The organism is Sphingobium sp. SJ10-10, assembly GCF_036038995.2.
Lineage (GTDB): Bacteria > Pseudomonadota > Alphaproteobacteria > Sphingomonadales > Sphingomonadaceae > Sphingobium.
In genome coordinates this window covers 1,635,055-1,653,615 of record NZ_CP158132.1, presented here as the reverse complement: position 1 = coordinate 1,653,615, position 18,561 = coordinate 1,635,055, and the positions used below count along the sequence as shown (strand labels likewise).

The following is an 18,561-nucleotide window of genomic DNA, read 5'->3' as shown; positions in this document are numbered from 1 at the left end:
CCATGCCGAAGGTCAAAGTAGACGGCGTAGAACTCGAAGTCCCGGCGGGCGCCACTGTCCTCCAGGCTTGCGAGCTGGCGGGGAAGGAAATCCCGCGTTTCTGCTATCATGAGCGGCTGAGCATCGCGGGCAATTGCCGCATGTGCCTGGTCGAGGTGAAGCCCGGGCCGCCCAAGCCGCAGGCTTCGTGCGCGCTTCCGGCCGCCGAAAATCAGGAAATCTTTACGCAGACCGAAATGGTCAAGAAGGCGCGCGAAGGGGTGATGGAGTTCCTGCTCATCAACCACCCGCTCGACTGCCCGATCTGCGATCAGGGCGGCGAATGCGACCTTCAGGACCAGTCGGTCGCCTACGGCAAGGGCAACAGCCGCTTCGAAGAGAATAAGCGCGCCGTTACCGAGAAATATATGGGCCCGATCGTCAAGACGGTCATGACCCGCTGCATCCAGTGCACCCGCTGCGTGCGCTTTGCCGAGGAAGTCGCGGGCGTGCCGGAAATCGGCGCCATCTATCGCGGCGAGAATATGCAGATCACCACCTATCTCGAACATGCCGCGAAAAGCGAGCTGTCGGGCAATGTGGTCGACCTCTGCCCGGTGGGCGCGTTGACCGCCAAGCCCTATGCTTTCGAGGCGCGTCCTTGGGAGCTGAAGAAGGCCCACGCCATCGACGTGATGGATGCGGTCGGCACCAACATCCGCCTCGATAGCCGTGGCCGTCAGGTGCTGCGCGCCGTGCCGCGCATCAATGACGATGTGAACGAGGAATGGGCGAGCGACAAGACCCGGCACAATGTCGACGGTCTGGTCCGTAAGCGCCTCGACAAGCCTTTCATCCGCAAGGACGGCAAGCTGGTTCCGGCGACCTGGAACGAGGCTTTCGCCGCTGTTGCCGCCGTCAAGCATGGCGGTTCGGTTGCGGCTCTGGCCGGCGACCTGCTGGACTGCGAGACGATGTTTGCGGGCAAGGCGCTGGTTGAGAAGCTGGGCGGTTCGCTGCTCGAAGGCCGTCAGACAGGTTTGGCCTATGATGTGTCGAGCTTGTCAGCGGTCAACTTCAACACCACGCTCAACGGCCTTGAAACCGCCGACGTGATCCTGCTGGTCGGCACCAATCTGCGCTGGGAAGCGCCGCTGGTGAACACCCGCATCCGCAAGGCGATCAAGAAGGGCGCCAAGGTTTTCGCTCTCGGCCCGCAGGTCGACCTCACCTACAAGGTCGAATGGCTGGGTAACGACGCCTCGCTGCTCGCCAAGCTGCCGGAAGCGGTGGTCGAGGCCTTCGGTAAGGCGGCCCGTCCGGCAATGATCGTCGGCGGCGGCGTGCTGGCCAAGGACGGCGCGCATGGCGACACGCTTGCGCTGGTCGAGACGCTGGGTCTGATCAAGGACGCCGCTTCGACAGGCTCAGGACAGGGCTGGAACGGCTATAACGTGTTGCACTTCGCGGCGGCGCGCATGGGCGGGCTGATGCTCGGCTATGCGACCCAGGGCGGCATTAAGGCGGTGGCTGCGGCCAAGCCCAAGCTGCTCTTCTCGCTCGGCGCGGACGAGGTCGATTATTCGGCGTTCGAGGACAGCTTCAAAGTCTATGTCGGCCACCATGGCGACAAGGGCGCCCATGCGGCGGACGTGATCCTGCCGGGGGCGAGCTATGCCGAAAAGGCGGGCACCTATGTCAATCTGGAAGGCCGGGTGCAGCGCGGCGAAAAGGCCGTGTTCGCGCCGGGCGATGCCCGCGAGGATTGGTCGATCCTGCGCGCCCTGTCTGAAGTGCTGGGCGCGACCCTGCCGTTCGACAGCTTCGAAGCGCTGCGCGCCGAAATGGCCAAGGCGGTTCCGGCGCTGGGTGTCGAGGGTCTGGCCTATTATAGCTGGTCCATTCCGTCGCTGCCGACCGGCGCCACCGGCGAGTTCGGTTCGCCGATCAAGGATTTCTACCTGACCAACGCCATCTGCCGCGCCAGCCCGACGATGCAGCAATGCTCGGCGGAACTGATCCACGGTGAGACGTTTGCGGAGGCCGCAGAGTGACCGCTTTCTTCCAAAATCTCGGCCTGCCCTTCGAAGGTGCCTGGCTGCTTTCCACGATCATCGGGATTCTGGTAATCGCCCTGCCGCTGATGCTGGCGGTGGCGATGATCATCTATGCCGACCGCAAGATCTGGGCGGCTATGGCGCTGCGCCGTGGTCCTAACGTCGTCGGCCCCTTCGGCCTGCTCCAGTCCTTCGCGGACGGCGCCAAGGTCTTCCTTCAGGAAACCATCATCCCGTCGGCCGCCAATCGGACGCTTTTCCTGATCGCGCCGATCATCACCTTCACGGTGGCGCTGATCGCCTGGGCGGTGATCCCGTTCCAGGTCGGGGTCGTGGTTGCCAACATCAATGTCGGCCTGCTCTACATCCTCGCGATCAGTTCGCTTGGCGTTTACGGCATCGTGCTGTCGGGTTGGGCATCCAATTCCAAATATCCCTTCTATTCCGCGATCCGCGCCAGCGCGCAGATGATCAGCTATGAAGTATCGATCGGGTTCATTCTGGTCTGCGTGGTCCTGTGGGCTGGCAGCTTCAACCTGACCGCGATCGTCGAGAGCCAGAAGGGCTATTACGGGTTCCTGAACGGCAACGGCTTCAACCCGCTGCTCTTCCCGATGGCGATCATGTTCCTGATCTCGGCCATGGCGGAGACGGGTCGCGCGCCTTTCGACCTGACCGAAGCGGAATCCGAACTCGTCGCCGGATATCAGACCGAATATTCGTCCATGGCCTTCGCGCTGTTCTGGCTGGGCGAATATGCGAACGTCATCCTGATGTGCGCGCTCAACGCGATCCTGTTCTGGGGCGGCTATCTGCCGCCGATCGACTGGGCGCCGCTTTATTATGTGCCGGGCATCATCTGGCTGTTCGCCAAGATCCTGTTCTTCTTCTTCGTCTTCTCCTGGGTGAAGGCGACGGTGCCCCGCTACCGCTATGACCAGCTGATGCGGCTGGGCTGGAAGATCTTCCTGCCGACCTCGCTGCTGTTCGTCTTCCTGGTTTCGGGCTTCCTTATGTTCACGCGTTACGGAGGCGCTCAATGAGCCTCGGCTATTACGTCAAGTCCTTCACCCTCTGGGAGTTTGTGAAGGCGCATTGGCTGACCTTGAAATATTTTTTCAAGCCCAAGGCGACCATCAACTATCCCTATGAGAAGAACCCGATTTCGCCGCGGTTCCGGGGTGAACATGCGCTGCGCCGCTATCCCAATGGGGAGGAGCGCTGCATCGCGTGCAAGCTGTGCGAGGCGATCTGCCCGGCGCAGGCGATCACGATCGAAGCGCAGCCGCGCGACGACGGTAGCCGCCGGACGACGCGCTACGACATCGACATGACCAAGTGCATCTATTGCGGCTTCTGTCAGGAAGCCTGCCCGGTGGATGCGATTGTCGAGGGTCCGAACTTCGAATTCGCCACCGAAACGCGTGAGGAGCTGATCTACGACAAGGCCAAGCTCCTTGAAAATGGGGACAAGTGGGAGCGGGCGATTGCCGCGAACCTTGCCGCCGATGCACCCTACCGTTAAGCCGCAGCCGCCCAAGGGGAACATGGTCCTGTGATTCACTTGCTTGCCTTTTATCTGTTCGCCACGCTGGTGGTGTGCAGCGGCGCGCTGACGATCCTGTCGCGCAATCCGGTTCATTCGGTGCTGTGGCTGATCCTCGCCTTCTTCAACGCGGCGGGCCTGATGGTCCTGCTGGGCGCCGAATTCATCGCGATGCTGCTTGTCATCGTCTATGTCGGCGCGGTCGCCGTGCTGTTCCTGTTCGTCGTCATGATGCTCGACATCGACTTCGCGGAGCTGCGCGCCGGATTCGTCGATTATCTGCCCTTCGGGCTGCTGATCGCGCTGGTGCTGCTGGCCGAGATCGTGCTGGGCATCGGCCTGTGGAGCGCCGGTCCCATCGAGCTGGCGCAGCGCGCCGCGCCGGTGAACCCGGAACTCAGCAACATTCAGGCGATCGGCGGGCTGCTTTATACCCGCTACATCTTCCTGTTCGAAGCGGCGGGCATCGTCCTGCTGGTCGCGATGATCGGCGCCATCGTGCTGACCCATCGTGCCCGTGGCGGCGTGCGTGGGCAGAATGTCGCGAAACAGAACCGCCGTCGTCCACAGGATGCCGTGCGTAACATCAATCAGCCCGTCGGGCAGGGGGTGGAGCTGTGATCGGCCTTCAGCATTATATGGTGGTCAGCGCGATCCTCTTCGTGATGGGCGTGCTGGGCATCTTCATCAATCGCAAGAACGTCATCATCATCCTGATGGCGATCGAGCTGATCCTCCTCAGCGTGAACATCAACCTTGTCGCCTTCAGCGCCTTCCTGGGCGATCTGGTGGGTCAGGTTTTCTCGATGTTCGTGCTGACCGTCGCGGCGGGTGAGGCGGCCATTGGCCTTGCCATCCTCGTTATTTACTTCCGTGGTCGCGGCACCATCGCCGTCGACGATGTCAACCGGATGAAGGGCTAAAGCTCGATGATCCAGCTTATCGTCCTTCTCCCGTTGCTGGCTGCTGCCATCGCCGGTCTTGGCAACAAGGCTCTTGGCAAGCTGCCGGCGAAGATCGTCACCACCGGCGCGCTTTTTGCCTCCTGCGCAATGAGCTGGCCGATTTTCCTGAGCTTCGTGACCGGCCATGCCGAGCCTTATGTCGCCCCGGCCTTCACCTGGATTCAGTCGGGCAGCTTCGATGCTCAGTGGGCGTTGCGGGTCGACACCATGACCGCGGTCATGCTGGTGGTGATCACCAGCGTGTCGAGCCTCGTCCACCTCTATTCGTGGGGCTATATGGAGGAGGAGCCGGATCAGCCGCGCTTCTTCGCCTATCTGTCGCTCTTCACCTTCGCGATGCTGATGCTCGTGACGGCGAACAATCTGTTGCAGATGTTCTTCGGCTGGGAAGGCGTGGGCCTGGCCTCTTACCTGCTGATCGGCTTCTGGTTCCGTAAGCCGAGCGCAAACGCCGCCGCGATCAAGGCGTTCGTCGTCAACCGCGTCGGCGACCTTGGCTTCATGATGGGCATTTTCGGTACCTATCTGGTGTTCAACACCATCTCGATCCCGGAAATCCTGGCCGCCGCGCCGTCCATGGCCGGTTCGACCATCGGTTTCCTGGGCCATCGTTTCGACACCATGACCGTGCTCTGCCTGCTGTTGTTCATCGGCGCGATGGGCAAGTCGGCGCAGCTGGGCCTCCACACCTGGCTGCCGGACGCGATGGAAGGCCCGACCCCCGTGTCGGCGCTGATCCACGCGGCGACCATGGTGACGGCGGGCGTGTTCATGGTGTGCCGCCTGTCCCCGATGTTCGAGGTCAGCCCGACGGCGCTGCACTTCGTCACCATCATCGGCGCGGCGACCTGTCTGTTCGCGGCGACCGTGGGCACGGTGCAGAACGACATCAAGCGCGTCATCGCCTATTCGACCTGTTCGCAGTTGGGATACATGTTCTTCGCGGCGGGCGTCGGCGCTTATGGCGCGGCGATGTTCCACCTCTTCACCCACGCCTTCTTCAAGGCGCTGCTGTTCCTGGGCGCCGGTTCGGTCATCCATGCGATGCACCATGAGCAGGACATGCGCTACTATGGCGCGCTCAGGAAGGAGATCCCGATCACCTTCTGGACGATGACCTTGGGTACGCTGGCGATCACTGGTGTCGGCCTGCCGCTCGTCGGCGTCGGCTTCGCGGGCTTCTATTCGAAGGACGGCATTCTCGAAGCGGCCTATGCTTCGGGCGGTGCGGGCGTCGGCGCCTATCTGGTCGGCGTGTTCGCGGCGCTGCTCACCAGCTTCTATTCGTGGCGTCTGGTGTTCCTGACCTTCTTCGGCAAGCCCCGTTGGGCCGCTTCGGAGCATATCCAGCACGCAGTTCACGGCCATCATGAGACGCCGGAAGAAGAAACCGAGCATGACGGCCATGGCCATCATGACGAGCATGGGCATGAGCTGACCGGCACGGCGGGCTATCATCCGCATGAAAGCCCCTGGGTCATGCTGGTGCCGCTGGTGGTGCTGAGCCTGGGCGCGGTGTTTGCGGGCTTCCTGTTCCATGATCAGTTCATTGGTCCGGAAGGGGGCATCGAGTTCTGGAAGGGCGCGATCGCGTTCGACAGCCATCTGATGCACGCGAGCCATGAAGTGCCGACCTGGGTCAAGTTCGGTCCGTTCACGGTGATGCTGACCGGCCTCGTGATCGCCATGCTGGCCTATCTCAAGTTCACCGACTGGCCGCGCCGCTTCGTCGCGACTTTCGGCGCTCTCTACCAGTTCCTGCTCAACAAATGGTATTTCGACGAGCTGTATCATTTCCTGTTCGTCAAGCCTGCCTTCGCCATCGGCCGCTTCTTCTGGAAGTTCGGTGACGTGGGCTTCATCGACCGCTTCGGGCCTAACGGTCTGGCCGCGCTGGTCGTGCAGGGCAATAAAGTCACCCGTCGGCTTCAGTCCGGCTACCTCTACACTTACGCGCTGGTGATGCTGATTGGCCTCGCCGCGGCCGCAACCTGGGCGATGACACGATAATGGACGGCTTCCCCATCCTTTCCCTGATGATGGCAGTGCCGATGGCGGGGGCCATCGCCTGTCTTTACTCGGGCGCCAGTCAGGCGCGTTTGATCGCGCTGGTGGCGACGCTGGCCGATCTGGTGCTGGGCGTCGTGCTGTGGGCGCATTTCGACCAGTCGGGCACCGCCGCGCAGTGGCAGTTCCAGGAATATGCGCCGATCTTCGGGCGCTTCGCCTGGGCGTTGGGTATCGACGGCATCGCGCTGGTGTTGATCATGCTCACCGTCTTCCTGATGCCGATCTGCATCGGCGCGAGCTGGCTGGCGATCGAAAAGCGCGTCGGCGAATATATGGCGGCGTTCCTGTTCATGGAGGTGCTGATGATCGGCGTCTTCACGGCGCAGGATCTCTACCTCTTCTACATCATGTTCGAAGCCGGCCTGATCCCGATGTACCTCATCATCGGCATCTGGGGTGGCGCGGACCGTATCTACGCTTCGTACAAATTCTTCCTCTACACGCTGCTCGGCTCGGTGCTGATGCTGATCGCGATGATGTGGATGGTGCATGACGCGGGCACGACCGACATCCCGACGCTGATGGCCTATAATTTCGATCCGAAGATTCAGATCTGGCTGTGGCTGGCCTTCTTCGCCAGCTTCGCGGTGAAGATGCCGATGTGGCCGGTCCACACCTGGCTGCCCGACGCGCACGTTCAGGCGCCGACCGCCGGTTCGGTCATTCTGGCGGGCGTGCTGCTGAAGATGGGCGGCTATGGCTTCATCCGCTTCTCGCTGCCGATGTTCCCGGAAGCCTCGGCGCAGCTCGCGCCGCTGGTCTGGGGCCTGTCGATGGTCGCGGTGGTCTATACCAGCCTCGTTGCCCTCGTTCAGTCGGACATGAAGAAGCTGATCGCTTACTCGTCGGTCGCGCATATGGCGATCGTCACTGTCGGCCTGTTCGCCTTCAACCAGGCAGGCATCGAAGGCGCGATGATGGTGATGCTGGGCCATGGTCTGGTGTCGGGCGCGCTCTTCCTCTGCGTCGGCGTTATCTATGATCGCCTGCACACCCGCGAGATTGCCCGCTATGGCGGTCTCAGCATCAACATGCCGAAATATGCGGTGCTGTTCATGCTGTTCACCATGGCGTCGGTCGGCCTGCCGGGCACCAGCAACTTCGTCGGGGAATTCCTGTCGCTGATGGGCATTTACCAGGCGTCGAGCTGGGTGGCGCTGGTCTGCACCACGGGCATCATCCTGGGTGCGGCCTATATGCTCTATCTCTATCGCCGCATCTGCTATGGCGACCAGAAGAATGCCGACGCGGCGGCCATGCCCGACCTGTCGATGCGGGAAGTCTGGCTGCTTGCGCCGATCGCTGCGGCGGTGCTGTGGATGGGCATCTATCCCGAGAGTTTCCTGGCTCCCATGCGTTCCGACATCCGCGCGCTCGAAGCACGCATCGCCTCCGCCGCTCCGGCAGGTGATTCCAAGATCAAGATGGGTCCGGTGCTTCCGGGTGCTGAGGCTCATCATGAACCTGCCGCTGCAATATCCCATGAAAAAGCGTCGGGGGAGGCGCACTGATGATTGATTCCGCTTCCCTTCTGGCGGTCCTGCCGGAGCTGGTGCTGACCGCCGGTGGCCTGATCCTGCTGCTGATCGCGGCCTATGGCGGCGATGGCACGACCCGGCTGATCAACTGGCTGTCGGTCGCTACGCTGGCCATTGCGGGCGCGGCGCTGTCCTGCTCGCTCGCCCATGGGCCGGTGGCCTTTGACGGGCTGGTCCGGGCCGATGCCTTCTCCGCCTTTGCCAAGGCGCTGATCTATGGCGCGGCGGCGGCGGCGATCCTGCTGGCGCCACGCTATTTCATCACCGGCGGCGCGCTGCGGCCTGAATATCCGATCCTGATCCTCTTCGCCGCCATCGGCATGGGGATGATGGTGTCGGCGGGCGACATGTTGACGCTTTATGTCGGCCTCGAAATGAACAGCCTTGCCTCCTATGTGCTGGCGAGCTTCATGCGGCAGGACGAGCGGTCGTCCGAAGCGGGCCTTAAATATTTCGTCCTGGGTTCGCTGGCGAGCGGCATCCTGCTCTACGGCATTTCTCTGCTCTATGGCTTCACCGGCAGCACCGGCTTTGACGGAATTGCGGTCGCGCTGGGCGACGGCGTGTCGAAGGGCGAGCTGTTCGGCCTGGTGTTCGTGTTGGCAGGTTTGGCGTTCAAGATCAGCGCCGTGCCGTTCCACATGTGGACGCCCGACGTCTATGAAGGCGCGCCGACCCCGGTCACGACCTTCTTCGCCAGCGCGCCCAAGGTCGCGGCCATGGGCCTGACCGTCCGCGTGGCGATCGAGGCGCTGGGTCCGGCGGGGTTGGACTGGCAGCAGATCGTGATCTTCGTGGCACTGGCCTCGATCCTCTTCGGCGCGGTTGCGGCCATCGGCCAGACCAACATCAAGCGCCTGATGGCCTATTCGTCGATCAACAATGTCGGCTTCGCGCTGATCGGCTTGGCGGCGGGCACGCCTGCCGGTGTGGCGGGCACGATGAGCTACATGGCGATCTATGTCGTGATGACCATCGGCGCCTTCGCCTGCATCCTGCAAATGCGTGATGCGGACGGCAAGCCGGTCGAGACGATTGCGAGCCTTGCCGGTCTGTCGCGGTCGCGCAAGGGGCTGGCGGCGGCGCTGGCGATCTTCATGTTCTCCATGGCCGGTATCCCGCCGCTCTTCGGCTTCTGGGCGAAGTTCCTGGTGTTCGATGCGGCGGTGGCGGCGGGCCTGACGGCTCTGGCGGCCTTCGGCATCGCGGCATCGGTGATCGGCGCCTTCTATTATCTGAAGGTCATCAAGACGATGTATTTCGACGAACCGGCCGACGCCTATGAAGCGCGCGGCGGAGCGGTCGAAAATGTCATCCTGACGGCCTGCGCCGTGGTGATCGTCTTCGGCTATCTGCTCAACCCGATGCTCGACAAGGCGAGCGCGGCGGCAGCGGCGGCGCTGTTCTGACCGATCTTCGCTTCGTTGAGGAGACTGGCTCCACCAATGCCGACATGCTGGCGTTGGTGGAGCAAGGCGTTTCAGAGGGCTGCTGGCTGCGCGCAGGACGCCAGACCGGGGGGCGGGGGCGCATGGGGCGCAATTGGGAAAGCCCCGACGGCAATCTCTATTGTTCGACGGTGATCCGCCTGCGGGCGGGCGATCCGCTGCCGCATACGCTGGCGCTGGTGGCGGCCAATGCCGTTCACGCGCTGGTGGCGCCGCTTTGCGCGGGTCAGGCGCGGATCAAATGGCCCAATGATGTGCTGGTCGATGGCGCGAAGATCGCCGGCATCCTGCTGGAGCGGGCTGGCGATGCCATCGTCGCGGGGATCGGCATCAATGTGACGGGGCATCCGGTCGGGCTGGATCGTCCGGTGACGAGCCTCTTCGCGCAGGGCGCGTCGAGCGTTGACGCAGCCTCCTTGCAGGCGCGGCTGGCGGAACTGTTCGCGCACTGGCTGGCGATCTGGCGGGCGCAGGGGCTGGATCCGGTGCGGACGCATTGGCTGCTCAACGCTCATCCCACCGGCACGCCGATGCGGGTGGTGCAACCCGATGGCGAGACGATCGAGGGAACCTTTGATACGCTCGACCGGCAGGGCATGCTGATCCTGCGCTTGGCGAATGGGCAGAGCCGTGCCATTCATGCCGGCGACATCCTTCTCATCTGATATCCGGGGACGGGCTATGCTTCTCGCGATCGACGCGGGTAACACCAATGTGGTTTTTGCGCTGCTCGACGGGCGGGACATCCGCGCGCGGTGGCGGATCGCGACCGATCCCCGCCGCACGGCCGACGAATATGCGGTATGGCTGAACCAGCTTCTGATGCTGGAGGGCTTTGCCATCGGAGACGTCGATGCGGTGATCATCGCGACCGTCGTGCCGCGGGCGCTGCATAATCTTCAGGTGCTGGCCGAGAAATATTTCAAGACCACCGCGCTGATCGCCGGGCAGGCGCCGGTGGAGTGGGGGATTGAACTGGACGTGGCCGAACCGGCCTCGGTCGGCGCGGACCGGGTTGTAAATGCCATCGCCGCCCACCATCTCTACGCGGCCGATCTTATCGTCATCGATTTCGGCACGGCGACGACCTTCGACGTAATCGACTATCATGGCGCTTATAAGGGCGGCATCATCGCGCCGGGCATCAACCTGTCGCTGGATGCGCTGGTGGCGGCCGCCGCCAAGTTGCCCAAGATCGCGATCGCGCCGCCGGAGAACCGGTCGGTTATCGGTCGGACCACCGAAGCGCAGATGCATATCGGCGTCTTCTGGGGCTATGTGGCGATGATGGAGGGGTTGGTCGCCCGCATCCGTGCGGAGATCGGCCGGCCGGCCAAGGTGATTGCGACGGGGGGCTTAGCGGTCCTCTTTGATGACAATAGCGATATTTTCGATGCGATCGCGCCCGATCTCACGATCCAGGGCCTCGCATTGCTGTATGAACGGAGTTTGAAAACATAATGACACCTGGAAATGAGCTGATCTTCCTGGCCCTTGGCGGGTCGGGGGAGATCGGCATGAATGTGAATCTTTACGGTTGCCAGGGCAAATGGGTGATGGTCGATCTGGGCCTCACCTTTGCCGATCCGGCCTATCCGGGCGTCGAGCTGGTGTTGCCCGACCTCGCCTTTATCGAGGAACGCAAGGACGACCTGCTCGGCATCGTGCTGACGCATGGGCATGAGGATCATATCGGCGCGATTCCCTATCTCGCTGCCGATCTGGGCGTGCCGCTCTATGCGACGCCCTTTACCGCTGGGCTGATCCGGCTGAAGCTGGAGGAAGAGGGGCTCAGCCGAGAGGTCGAGCTCAACGTCATCGACAATGAGGGCAGCTTCGCGCTGGGGCCGTTCGGTTTCCGCTATGTGCCGCTGGCTCACTCGATCCCCGAAGGCAATGCGGTGCTGATCGACACGCCTTATGGCAAGATATTCCATACCGGCGACTGGAAGCTGGATGAGGCGCCGCAGTTGGGCCAGCCCTCCACGCCCGAGGAACTGACCGCGATCGGGGATGAGGGCATATTGGCGCTGGTGTGCGACAGCACCAATGTCTTCAATGCAGAGGCGAGCGGCTCCGAAGGCGATGTGCGCATAGGGCTGATGGAGACGATCAAGGGCGCGAAGGGCCGGGTGCTGGTCACTACCTTCGCCTCCAACGCCGCGCGTCTGCAGACCTTGGGCGAGGTCGCCAATGCCGTGGGGCGCAAGCTCTGCGTGGCGGGGCGGTCGCTCGATAGGATCATTTCCACGGCGCGCACTGCGGGTTATCTCAAGGATTTTCCGCCCACCGTCGATTGGGACGATGTCATGGCGCTGCCTCATAATGAGGTGATGATCATCGCCACCGGTGGGCAGGGGGAAGCGCGCGCGGCATTGTCCCGCATCGCCTTCGACAGTCATCCGATCAAGCTGGACGAAGGCGATCTGGTCGTCTTCTCCTCCAAGCAGATTCCGGGCAATGAGATCGCCATCGGGCGCATCCAGAATGCGCTGGCGACCAAGGGCGTGCTGATGGTGACGGATCGCCAGGCGGAGGTCCATGTGTCGGGCCATCCGGGGCGGCCCGAGCTGGAGGCCATGTATCGCTGGGTGCGGCCGCAGATTCTGCTGCCGGTGCATGGCGAGCGGCGGCATATGGCCGAGCAGGCGCGGCTGGGGCTGGCGAGCGGGGTGCCTTCCGCCGTGGTGCAGTCCAACGGCGATATGCTGCGGCTGGCACCGAACGGGCCGGAGATTATCGGCCAGGAAGCCACTGGGCGGCTGGTGCTCGACGGCGATGTCATTCTGCCGGCGGACGGCTCGACGATGAACGAGCGGCGGAAGGTCGCGCTGCATGGGCAGATCAGCGTGGCGGTGGCACTGGACGACAAGGGGCGGGTGATCGGCACTCCTGCCTTGCGGACCCAGGGCGTGCCGGTCGAGGAAGACAAGACGGCCTTTCTGCATGAAGCCGCCGAGGAAGCCGCCGCCGTCGTGGCCAAGGGATCGCAGGAAGAAGACGCCCTGCGTGAGCGGGTACGACTGGCGGTGCGGCGCACGGCGACGCGCTGGACGGGCAAGAAGCCGGTGGTAGACGTGCTGCTCATTCGCGCCTAAAGCCTGACCTCCATGAACTGGTATGCGATTTTTGCCATTTATGTGCTGTTCTGGGTGATCAGCGCATTCATCGTGCTTCCCTTCGGCATTCGTACGCCTGACGAAACGGGCGAGGTGTTGCTGAAGGGGCAGGCGGACAGCGCGCCCGGCAATTTCCGGCCGGGCCGGGTCGCCATCCGGGCGACCATCCTGTCGGCGGCCTTGTTCGGCCTCTATTATGCCAATTATGTCGAAGGCTGGATCACGCTGGAGCGGTGGACGCATATCGGCTGAGCCTCCGGTGGAGCGGCGCGCGGAGGCGATTTCACCGATTTATCGCATGTCAGCGGCGATCACCATCATGTGCATCCGCGCCCGCACCCGAAAGCCGAGCGTCTCGTAGAGCGCGACCGTTGCCTCATGCGCGGCATAAGCATGGAGGAAGGGCGTTTCTCCCCGTTCCAGCATGGCTCTGGCGACGATCTGCATCAGCCTTTTCGCATGGCCCCGTCCGCGATGGTCGGGATGGGTGCAAACCCCGCTGACTTCGGCAAAGCCGGGCATGCGCATCCGCTCGCCCGCCATGGCGATCAGCTTGCCCTGCTCCTTGATGCCGATGAACCGGCCGAGCCGGTGGGTGAGGGGCAGGAACGGTCCCGGCTTCGTCATCAGGGCCAGGGCGCGCATCTCCGCCGCATCCTCTTCGGTCAAAATGACGGGTTCGAAGGGGGTGGGATCGCCAAGGATTTCTTCCGCCACCATCTGCGCCAGCATCGCTTCCCGCACCAGGCGGGCGCCTGGTGGTGGCGTCGGGGCTTCCGGTTCGACGATCCATGCCTCGCCATCCTTCGGCACCAGTGCCGCCAGGGCGGCCTGCGCCGTCGGCCCGTCATCCGCGGCGGCGGCGAAGGGGCCGTAGCGCGGATCGATCCGCAATGCATGCGCATCGCCTTGGGCCAGCGGCATCCAGCCGCTGTTGAGGGCGTTCCAGACGGGGCGATGCAGAGGATGATCTGTCATGACGGTCCTATTTTCCGGTTAAGAGCAGGGAAGGCAAGCCCTTCCCGGCCCCATTCGGCGGCGGGCTGCGGAAACCGTCGATTCCGTAACAATCCGCTTGTTTCGGGCGTCTTTGCGGGGCGTGATTTACCAAATGGAAATCATGTTTCGGCAAAGGTGGCGATGACGTGCCACGCCATGAACGAAACTTGATCGCAACCTTGCGCGGGCGCCTTGCCCCGGACACTCAGCAAAGCGCTGAAGTGCAGGCGAATCTCGTCAAATCCCTCTATGCTTCCCCGGCATCGCTGATGATCGGCGCGGTGGCGGGCGGGGCGCTGAGTCTGGTCGTCGCGTGGCATGCGCAGATTACCGCCATTACCGTCATTTGCGGATTGATCTGTTTGGTAGGGCTCAGCCGATCGATCTCCGCCGTCTATTTTCAGCGGCAGCTTGCCCATCAGCATGGCGTGACCCAGCCGATCTGGGGGCTGGCTTATGAGCTGGGCGCCTGGTGCTATGCGGCGCTGCTGGGAATTTTGTCGTTCGCGACGCTGCTATTGTCCAGCGACGCGAAGCTGCACGTCCTGGCCGTGTGTCTGGTGGCGTCTTATTCAGGCGGCATTTCCGGCCGCAATGCGGGGCGCATCCAGGTCGCGGTGGGCCAGACCTGCCTCTCGCTGCTGCCGACTTCGCTGGGCCTCATCCTTTCGGGTGGGCTGGGCTATACGGTGCTCGGCATCCTCTGCTTCCTGATGATCTTCGCCATGGCGGACATCACCAAGACGACGCACCGCATCGTTCTGGAGGCGTTGCAGGGCAAATATGAAAAGTCCCAGCTCGCCACCAAGTTCGAGCGTCTGGCCCGGTTCGACAGCCTGACCGGCGTCGAAAACCGCATGGCGATGCAGATGCGGCTGCGCGAACTGTTCGACGGGCGACGATCCGATCAGGATCCGATGGCCGTGTTCTGGATGGATCTGGACCGGTTCAAGGAAATCAACGACTCCCTGGGGCATATGATTGGCGACCAGCTATTGTGCGGGGTCGCTGAAAGGCTTTCCCATGCGCTGGACGGCCGGGGCCATGTCGCGCGCTTCGGCGGGGACGAGTTCGTCCTGATCTGCCCGGGCGCCGACCGGGGTGCGGCGGAACATATCGCCGCCGATGTGATGGCGGAATTCGCGCATGATTTCGACGTCGGCGGCTATCGCCTGGGCGTGACCGCCTCCATGGGCATCGCCGTCGCGCCGGAGGATGGGCAGGACAGCGAGGAACTGCTCCAGCATGCGGACATGGCGCTCTATCAGGCGAAACATGCCGGGCGGAACCGCCATGCGCAGTTCACCTGGTCGATGAAGGAACGGCAGAACCGCACCTACGAGCTGGAAATGGGTCTGCGCAGCGCCATGGCCAATGACGAGCTGATGCTGCACTATCAACCGATCTTCGATACGGAGACGGGGAAGATCGCGATCTGCGAGGCGCTGATGCGCTGGGATCATCCGACGCTTGGCCGCATTTCTCCGGCGGAGTTCATCCCGATCGCGGAAAGCAGTTCGATGATCGAGCCGATCACCGCCTGGGCGCTGGAGCGGGCCTGCGAGGATGCGATGGAATGGGATGAGAATGTCCGCGTCGCCGTCAATATCTCGCCTGTGCTGATCAAGAGCGACGGTCTGCCTCGCGCGGTGATATCGGCGTTGATGCAGTCGGGGCTGAAGGCGCGCCGGCTGGAACTGGAGGTGACGGAATCGATCTTCCTGGAGGATAGCGGGCGGACCAACCTGATCCTGTCCGACTTGCGGCGCATCGGCCTGCGGCTGGCGCTGGACGATTTCGGCACGGGCTATTCTTCGCTCGGCTATCTGCGCGACTATGCCTTCGACACGATCAAGGTCGACCAGAGCTTCATGCGCGGGGTGGATGGCAATTCACGCCACCGGGCGATCGCCCAGTCGGTCGCTTATCTGGCCCATGCGCTGGACGTGGAGACGGTGGCCGAAGGCATAGAGACGGAGGATCAACTGCGGTGCGCCCATGAGATGGGCTTCACCAATGTCCAGGGCTTCGTGTTGAGCCGGCCGGTGCCTGCGGCCCAGGTGTTGGAGATGATGCGGCGCATGAACGACGACAGCGGCACCGTGGCGATGTTGCAGGACCGGCGGCGCGCCTGATCCTATTTCTGCAGGCGGGTTTGGGCGGAAGCCAGGCGGCGCATCATCCGCACGCTCTTCGGATCGAGCTTGAGCGCGGTGGCCGCCCAATTTTCGACAATGTCCTTGAGTTCCTCATATTCCAGCGGATCGACACGCCGACCCGCCTGGAAAACGCCGACATGGCCCGCATGACGGGACAGGCTGCCCGCTATATAGTCGCGCACCGCCTGTTCGCCTTCGCCATCCTCCACCAGCGTATGGACGATGCCCATGTCGTACATTTCCTGCGCGCTATAGACCTTGCCCGACAGGATCATCCGCTCGGCCATCAGCCGGCCCAGCTTGCGCGCCAGGATGGAATAGGCACCCATGCCGGGGAACAGACCGAAGAGCATTTCGGGCAGGCCGAAGCGGGCGCTGCGTTCAGCGATCACCACGTCGAAGCAGAGCAAGGCTTCGAACCCGCCGCCCAGCGCATCGCCCTGCGCCAGCGCGATCGAGATCACCGGCAGGTCGCCATTGCGCCAGGTGCGGTGCACCACGTCGATGCAGGCGTGGCCATAATCGACCAGTCCCGGCAGGTCGCCCCGCTCGATGCAGCCAGCAAACAGTTCCAGATCGCCGCCCAGGTTGAAGACGCCCGGAAAGCGCGATCCCGCCACCATATATTTGACCGGCAGCTTGCCGGCGTCGAACAGGCGCTTCGTCTCCACATACCAGTAGCGGACGTCGCGCAGCATCGCCGGACTGAAGTTGGGCCGATTCGCGGGCGTCATGAATGCCCACAAAGTGGCCGCCGCCGCGTCCCAGCTCACGTCGATCTGGCCCAGATCGAACATCGTCGACGTGCCGATGTCCGGCGCGGAAGTTACGCTTTCCGTAACGGCAATGAGGGCAGCGTCCTCCTCCGCCGGGAGATGGGCGGGAGTCAGCTCGTCCATATGTTCACGCGCGGAATTAAATCGCCCGGAATCAACCATCTGAGCCCCCAAACTGCGACAGATAATGAGCAGAACAGTGTTGCGGCACTTATGCAACCGCCGCGGTCGAGGTCTCTCCGGAATTAACCATTTTTATTAGCTACTGTTGCGTACATGTCGCCCAAAAGAGGGTTATCGAAGGGTAAATGTTGCACTAATGCAACAAATCGCTGTTTTGACTGCCGGTCGCAAATTCGGCGCAGGCCTTTGTTAACCTTTATTAATTAGGACGGGCGGCATGAACACGCCCCGAACCGATACGCAGCTTGTGACCCTGCTGCTGCACGATCTGCAAGGTGAGTCATGGCGGCTCAGCCTGTCTGCGGATTGCCTTTGCTTCATCGGCCATTATCGCCGGGTGGAGGGCTTCAACGTCGACGCGATCGTGGCATTGGACGGGTTGCGCAAGAAGGGCTGAACCGCGCCTTTGCGACCTTGTATGGCGCGTCTTTCAACCTTACAGCGCGCAGCGTGACCAATCCCCGTTTCTCCTTTTCGATCGCCGCGACCGACGGCAAGGCCCGCACCGGCACCATAAAGATGCGGCGCGGCGACATCCGCACGCCTGCTTTCATGCCGGTGGGCACGGCTGCCACGGTCAAGGCGATGCGCCCCGCCGAGGTGCGCGCGACAGGCGCCGACATCATCCTGGGCAACACCTATCATCTGATGCTGCGTCCTGGCGCGGAACGCATGGCGCGGCTGGGCGGCCTGCACGGCTTCATGGGCTGGGACCGGCCGATCCTGACCGACAGCGGCGGCTATCAGGTGATGAGCCTCAGCGCGCTCACCAAGATGAGCGAGGAAGGCGTCGCCTTTTCCAGCCATATCGACGGGTCGAAGCATATGCTGACCCCGGAGCGGTCGATGGAAATCCAGCGGCTGCTGGACAGCGACATCGTCATGGCGTTCGACGAGTGCACGAAAAACGGCTGCACCCATGATGAGGCGGCCAAGTCCATGGAGCGTTCCATGCGCTGGGCGAAGCGTTCGCGCGACGGCTTCGATGCGGGCGGGGAGCATGCCCAACGAGCGGCTTTGTTCGGCATCCAGCAGGGATCGCTTGACGAAGGGTTGCGGCGGATTTCGGCGGACAGGCTGATCGATATCGGCTTTGATGGCTATGCCGTCGGCGGGCTGGCCGTGGGCGAGGGGCAGGAGGCGATGTTCGCCACGCTCGATTTCGCGCCCGACATGTTGCCGGTGGACAAGCCGCGCTATCTGATGGGCGTGGGCAAGCCCGACGACATCGTCGGCGCGGTGGAGCGCGGCATCGACATGTTCGATTGCGTGCTGCCGACGCGCAGCGGGCGCAACGGGCAGGCCTTTACCTGGGCCGGGCCGCTCAACATCCGCAATGCGCGCTTTGCCGAGGATATGGGTCCGCTTGATCCACGCTGCGACTGCCCGGTCTGCGCGACCTGGAGCCGCGCCTATCTGCATCATCTGGTGAAGGCGGGCGAGATGCTGGGCGCGATGCTGATGACGCAGCACAACATCCATTTCTACCAGGCGCTGATGCAGGGGATTCGCGACAGCATCGCAGAAGGGCGGTTCGCGGGGTTTGCGGCGGATTTCCGGCGGGATTATCGGCGGGCGTAAGGGGATGGGTCTGGGCGAGGATGTGGGATTGCCCTCGCTTGCAATTCGGTGAGTATAGGGGGGTGGCGGATCGTTCGCTCCTTGAAGCACCGTGCTCCTGCGCAGGCAGGAGCCCAGTTCCACCCTCAGTGTGTCATCGCA

The 18,561-nt window shown here is 63.0% G+C and carries 17 protein-coding genes; 15 read left to right on the top strand and 2 right to left on the bottom strand.

Annotation, left to right across the window (positions count from 1 at the left end; genetic code table 11):
- Positions 1–2 precede the first annotated feature (2 nt).
- From nuoG to VVT58_RS07800, 12 genes are read left to right on the top strand one after another with little or no spacing between them, the layout of a single operon-like run.
- Positions 3–2,033 carry an NADH-quinone oxidoreductase subunit NuoG gene (nuoG, locus tag VVT58_RS07855; protein ID WP_327753487.1) on the top strand — a complete coding sequence of 677 codons (2,031 nt, stop codon included), beginning with the start codon at positions 3–5 and terminating at the stop codon, positions 2,031–2,033.
- Positions 2,030–3,079: an NADH-quinone oxidoreductase subunit NuoH gene (gene nuoH, locus VVT58_RS07850; RefSeq protein ID WP_327753488.1), complete on the top strand. Its 1,050-nt coding sequence runs from the start codon at positions 2,030–2,032 to the stop codon at positions 3,077–3,079. Before nuoG ends, nuoH begins: the two co-directional genes overlap by 4 nt.
- The gene (gene nuoI, locus VVT58_RS07845) at positions 3,076–3,561 is read left to right on the top strand and encodes an NADH-quinone oxidoreductase subunit NuoI (RefSeq protein ID WP_004211738.1); all 486 of its coding nucleotides are present in this window, start codon (positions 3,076–3,078) and stop codon (positions 3,559–3,561) included. Before nuoH ends, nuoI begins: the two co-directional genes overlap by 4 nt.
- A gap of 30 nt (positions 3,562–3,591) precedes the next feature.
- Positions 3,592–4,203 carry an NADH-quinone oxidoreductase subunit J gene (locus VVT58_RS07840; RefSeq protein WP_327753489.1) on the top strand — a complete coding sequence of 204 codons (612 nt, stop codon included), beginning with the start codon at positions 3,592–3,594 and terminating at the stop codon, positions 4,201–4,203.
- Entirely contained in the window at positions 4,200–4,505 is a 306-nt protein-coding gene (gene nuoK, locus VVT58_RS07835; protein WP_004211745.1) for an NADH-quinone oxidoreductase subunit NuoK, read from the top strand. The genes VVT58_RS07840 and nuoK overlap by 4 nt, the downstream gene beginning before the upstream one ends.
- 6 nt (positions 4,506–4,511) lie before the next feature.
- Positions 4,512–6,557, top strand: a complete 2,046-nt coding sequence (gene nuoL, locus VVT58_RS07830) for an NADH-quinone oxidoreductase subunit L (RefSeq protein WP_327753490.1) — start codon at positions 4,512–4,514, stop codon at positions 6,555–6,557.
- Positions 6,557–8,128: an NADH-quinone oxidoreductase subunit M gene (locus tag VVT58_RS07825; RefSeq protein ID WP_327753491.1), complete on the top strand. Its 1,572-nt coding sequence runs from the start codon at positions 6,557–6,559 to the stop codon at positions 8,126–8,128. The genes nuoL and VVT58_RS07825 overlap by 1 nt, the downstream gene beginning before the upstream one ends.
- On the top strand, positions 8,128–9,564 hold the full coding sequence (gene nuoN, locus VVT58_RS07820) for an NADH-quinone oxidoreductase subunit NuoN (protein ID WP_327753492.1): 1,437 nt from the start codon (positions 8,128–8,130) through the stop codon (positions 9,562–9,564). The genes VVT58_RS07825 and nuoN overlap by 1 nt, the downstream gene beginning before the upstream one ends.
- Entirely contained in the window at positions 9,561–10,268 is a 708-nt protein-coding gene (locus VVT58_RS07815) for a biotin--[acetyl-CoA-carboxylase] ligase (RefSeq protein WP_327753716.1), read from the top strand. The genes nuoN and VVT58_RS07815 overlap by 4 nt, the downstream gene beginning before the upstream one ends.
- A 16-nt stretch (positions 10,269–10,284) precedes the next feature.
- Positions 10,285–11,064 carry a type III pantothenate kinase gene (locus VVT58_RS07810; RefSeq protein ID WP_327753493.1) on the top strand — a complete coding sequence of 260 codons (780 nt, stop codon included), beginning with the start codon at positions 10,285–10,287 and terminating at the stop codon, positions 11,062–11,064.
- Positions 11,064–12,701: a ribonuclease J gene (locus VVT58_RS07805; protein WP_327753494.1), complete on the top strand. Its 1,638-nt coding sequence runs from the start codon at positions 11,064–11,066 to the stop codon at positions 12,699–12,701. The genes VVT58_RS07810 and VVT58_RS07805 overlap by 1 nt, the downstream gene beginning before the upstream one ends.
- A gap of 12 nt (positions 12,702–12,713) precedes the next feature.
- Positions 12,714–12,974, top strand: coding sequence for a DUF1467 family protein (locus tag VVT58_RS07800; protein WP_066555765.1), 261 nt, complete (start codon positions 12,714–12,716; stop codon positions 12,972–12,974).
- Between the two features lie 39 nt (positions 12,975–13,013).
- On the opposite strand, the gene VVT58_RS07795 is transcribed toward VVT58_RS07800, so the two are convergent.
- Entirely contained in the window at positions 13,014–13,700 is a 687-nt protein-coding gene (locus VVT58_RS07795) for a GNAT family N-acetyltransferase (RefSeq protein ID WP_327753495.1), read from the bottom strand.
- Between the two features lie 188 nt (positions 13,701–13,888).
- On the opposite strand from VVT58_RS07795, the gene VVT58_RS07790 reads away from it, so the two are divergent.
- Complete coding sequence (locus tag VVT58_RS07790) at positions 13,889–15,856, top strand: EAL domain-containing protein (RefSeq protein ID WP_327753496.1); 1,968 nt, start codon at positions 13,889–13,891, stop codon at positions 15,854–15,856.
- A gap of 2 nt (positions 15,857–15,858) precedes the next feature.
- On the opposite strand, the gene VVT58_RS07785 is transcribed toward VVT58_RS07790, so the two are convergent.
- Positions 15,859–16,818: a crotonase/enoyl-CoA hydratase family protein gene (locus VVT58_RS07785; protein ID WP_405053689.1), complete on the bottom strand. Its 960-nt coding sequence runs from the start codon at positions 16,816–16,818 to the stop codon at positions 15,859–15,861.
- Between the two features lie 238 nt (positions 16,819–17,056).
- Between VVT58_RS07785 and VVT58_RS07780 the strand changes: the two genes are divergently transcribed.
- Both VVT58_RS07780 and tgt read left to right on the top strand, forming a co-directional pair.
- Complete coding sequence (locus VVT58_RS07780; protein WP_327753498.1) at positions 17,057–17,236, top strand: hypothetical protein; 180 nt, start codon at positions 17,057–17,059, stop codon at positions 17,234–17,236.
- 53 nt (positions 17,237–17,289) lie between these two features.
- On the top strand, positions 17,290–18,420 hold the full coding sequence (gene tgt / locus VVT58_RS07775) for a tRNA guanosine(34) transglycosylase Tgt (protein ID WP_327753499.1): 1,131 nt from the start codon (positions 17,290–17,292) through the stop codon (positions 18,418–18,420).
- Positions 18,421–18,561: the final 141 nt, after the last annotated feature.

What these genes read in the sequence shown, in the direction of transcription:
- nuoG (WP_327753487.1), top strand. Translation starts at nt 3, where the DNA reads ATGCCGAAGGTCAAAGTAGACGGCGTAGAACTCGAAGTCCCGGCGGGC.
- nuoI (WP_004211738.1), top strand. Translation starts at nt 3,076, where the DNA reads ATGAGCCTCGGCTATTACGTCAAGTCCTTCACCCTCTGGGAGTTTGTG.
- nuoL (WP_327753490.1), top strand. Translation starts at nt 4,512, where the DNA reads ATGATCCAGCTTATCGTCCTTCTCCCGTTGCTGGCTGCTGCCATCGCC.
- VVT58_RS07825 (WP_327753491.1), top strand. Translation starts at nt 6,557, where the DNA reads ATGGACGGCTTCCCCATCCTTTCCCTGATGATGGCAGTGCCGATGGCG.
- nuoN (WP_327753492.1), top strand. Translation starts at nt 8,128, where the DNA reads ATGATTGATTCCGCTTCCCTTCTGGCGGTCCTGCCGGAGCTGGTGCTG.
- VVT58_RS07810 (WP_327753493.1), top strand. Translation starts at nt 10,285, where the DNA reads ATGCTTCTCGCGATCGACGCGGGTAACACCAATGTGGTTTTTGCGCTG.
- VVT58_RS07805 (WP_327753494.1), top strand. Translation starts at nt 11,064, where the DNA reads ATGACACCTGGAAATGAGCTGATCTTCCTGGCCCTTGGCGGGTCGGGG.
- VVT58_RS07800 (WP_066555765.1), top strand. Translation starts at nt 12,714, where the DNA reads ATGAACTGGTATGCGATTTTTGCCATTTATGTGCTGTTCTGGGTGATC.
- VVT58_RS07795 (WP_327753495.1), bottom strand. Translation starts at nt 13,700, where the DNA reads ATGACAGATCATCCTCTGCATCGCCCCGTCTGGAACGCCCTCAACAGC.
- VVT58_RS07785 (WP_405053689.1), bottom strand. Translation starts at nt 16,818, where the DNA reads ATGGTTGATTCCGGGCGATTTAATTCCGCGCGTGAACATATGGACGAG.
- VVT58_RS07780 (WP_327753498.1), top strand. Translation starts at nt 17,057, where the DNA reads ATGAACACGCCCCGAACCGATACGCAGCTTGTGACCCTGCTGCTGCAC.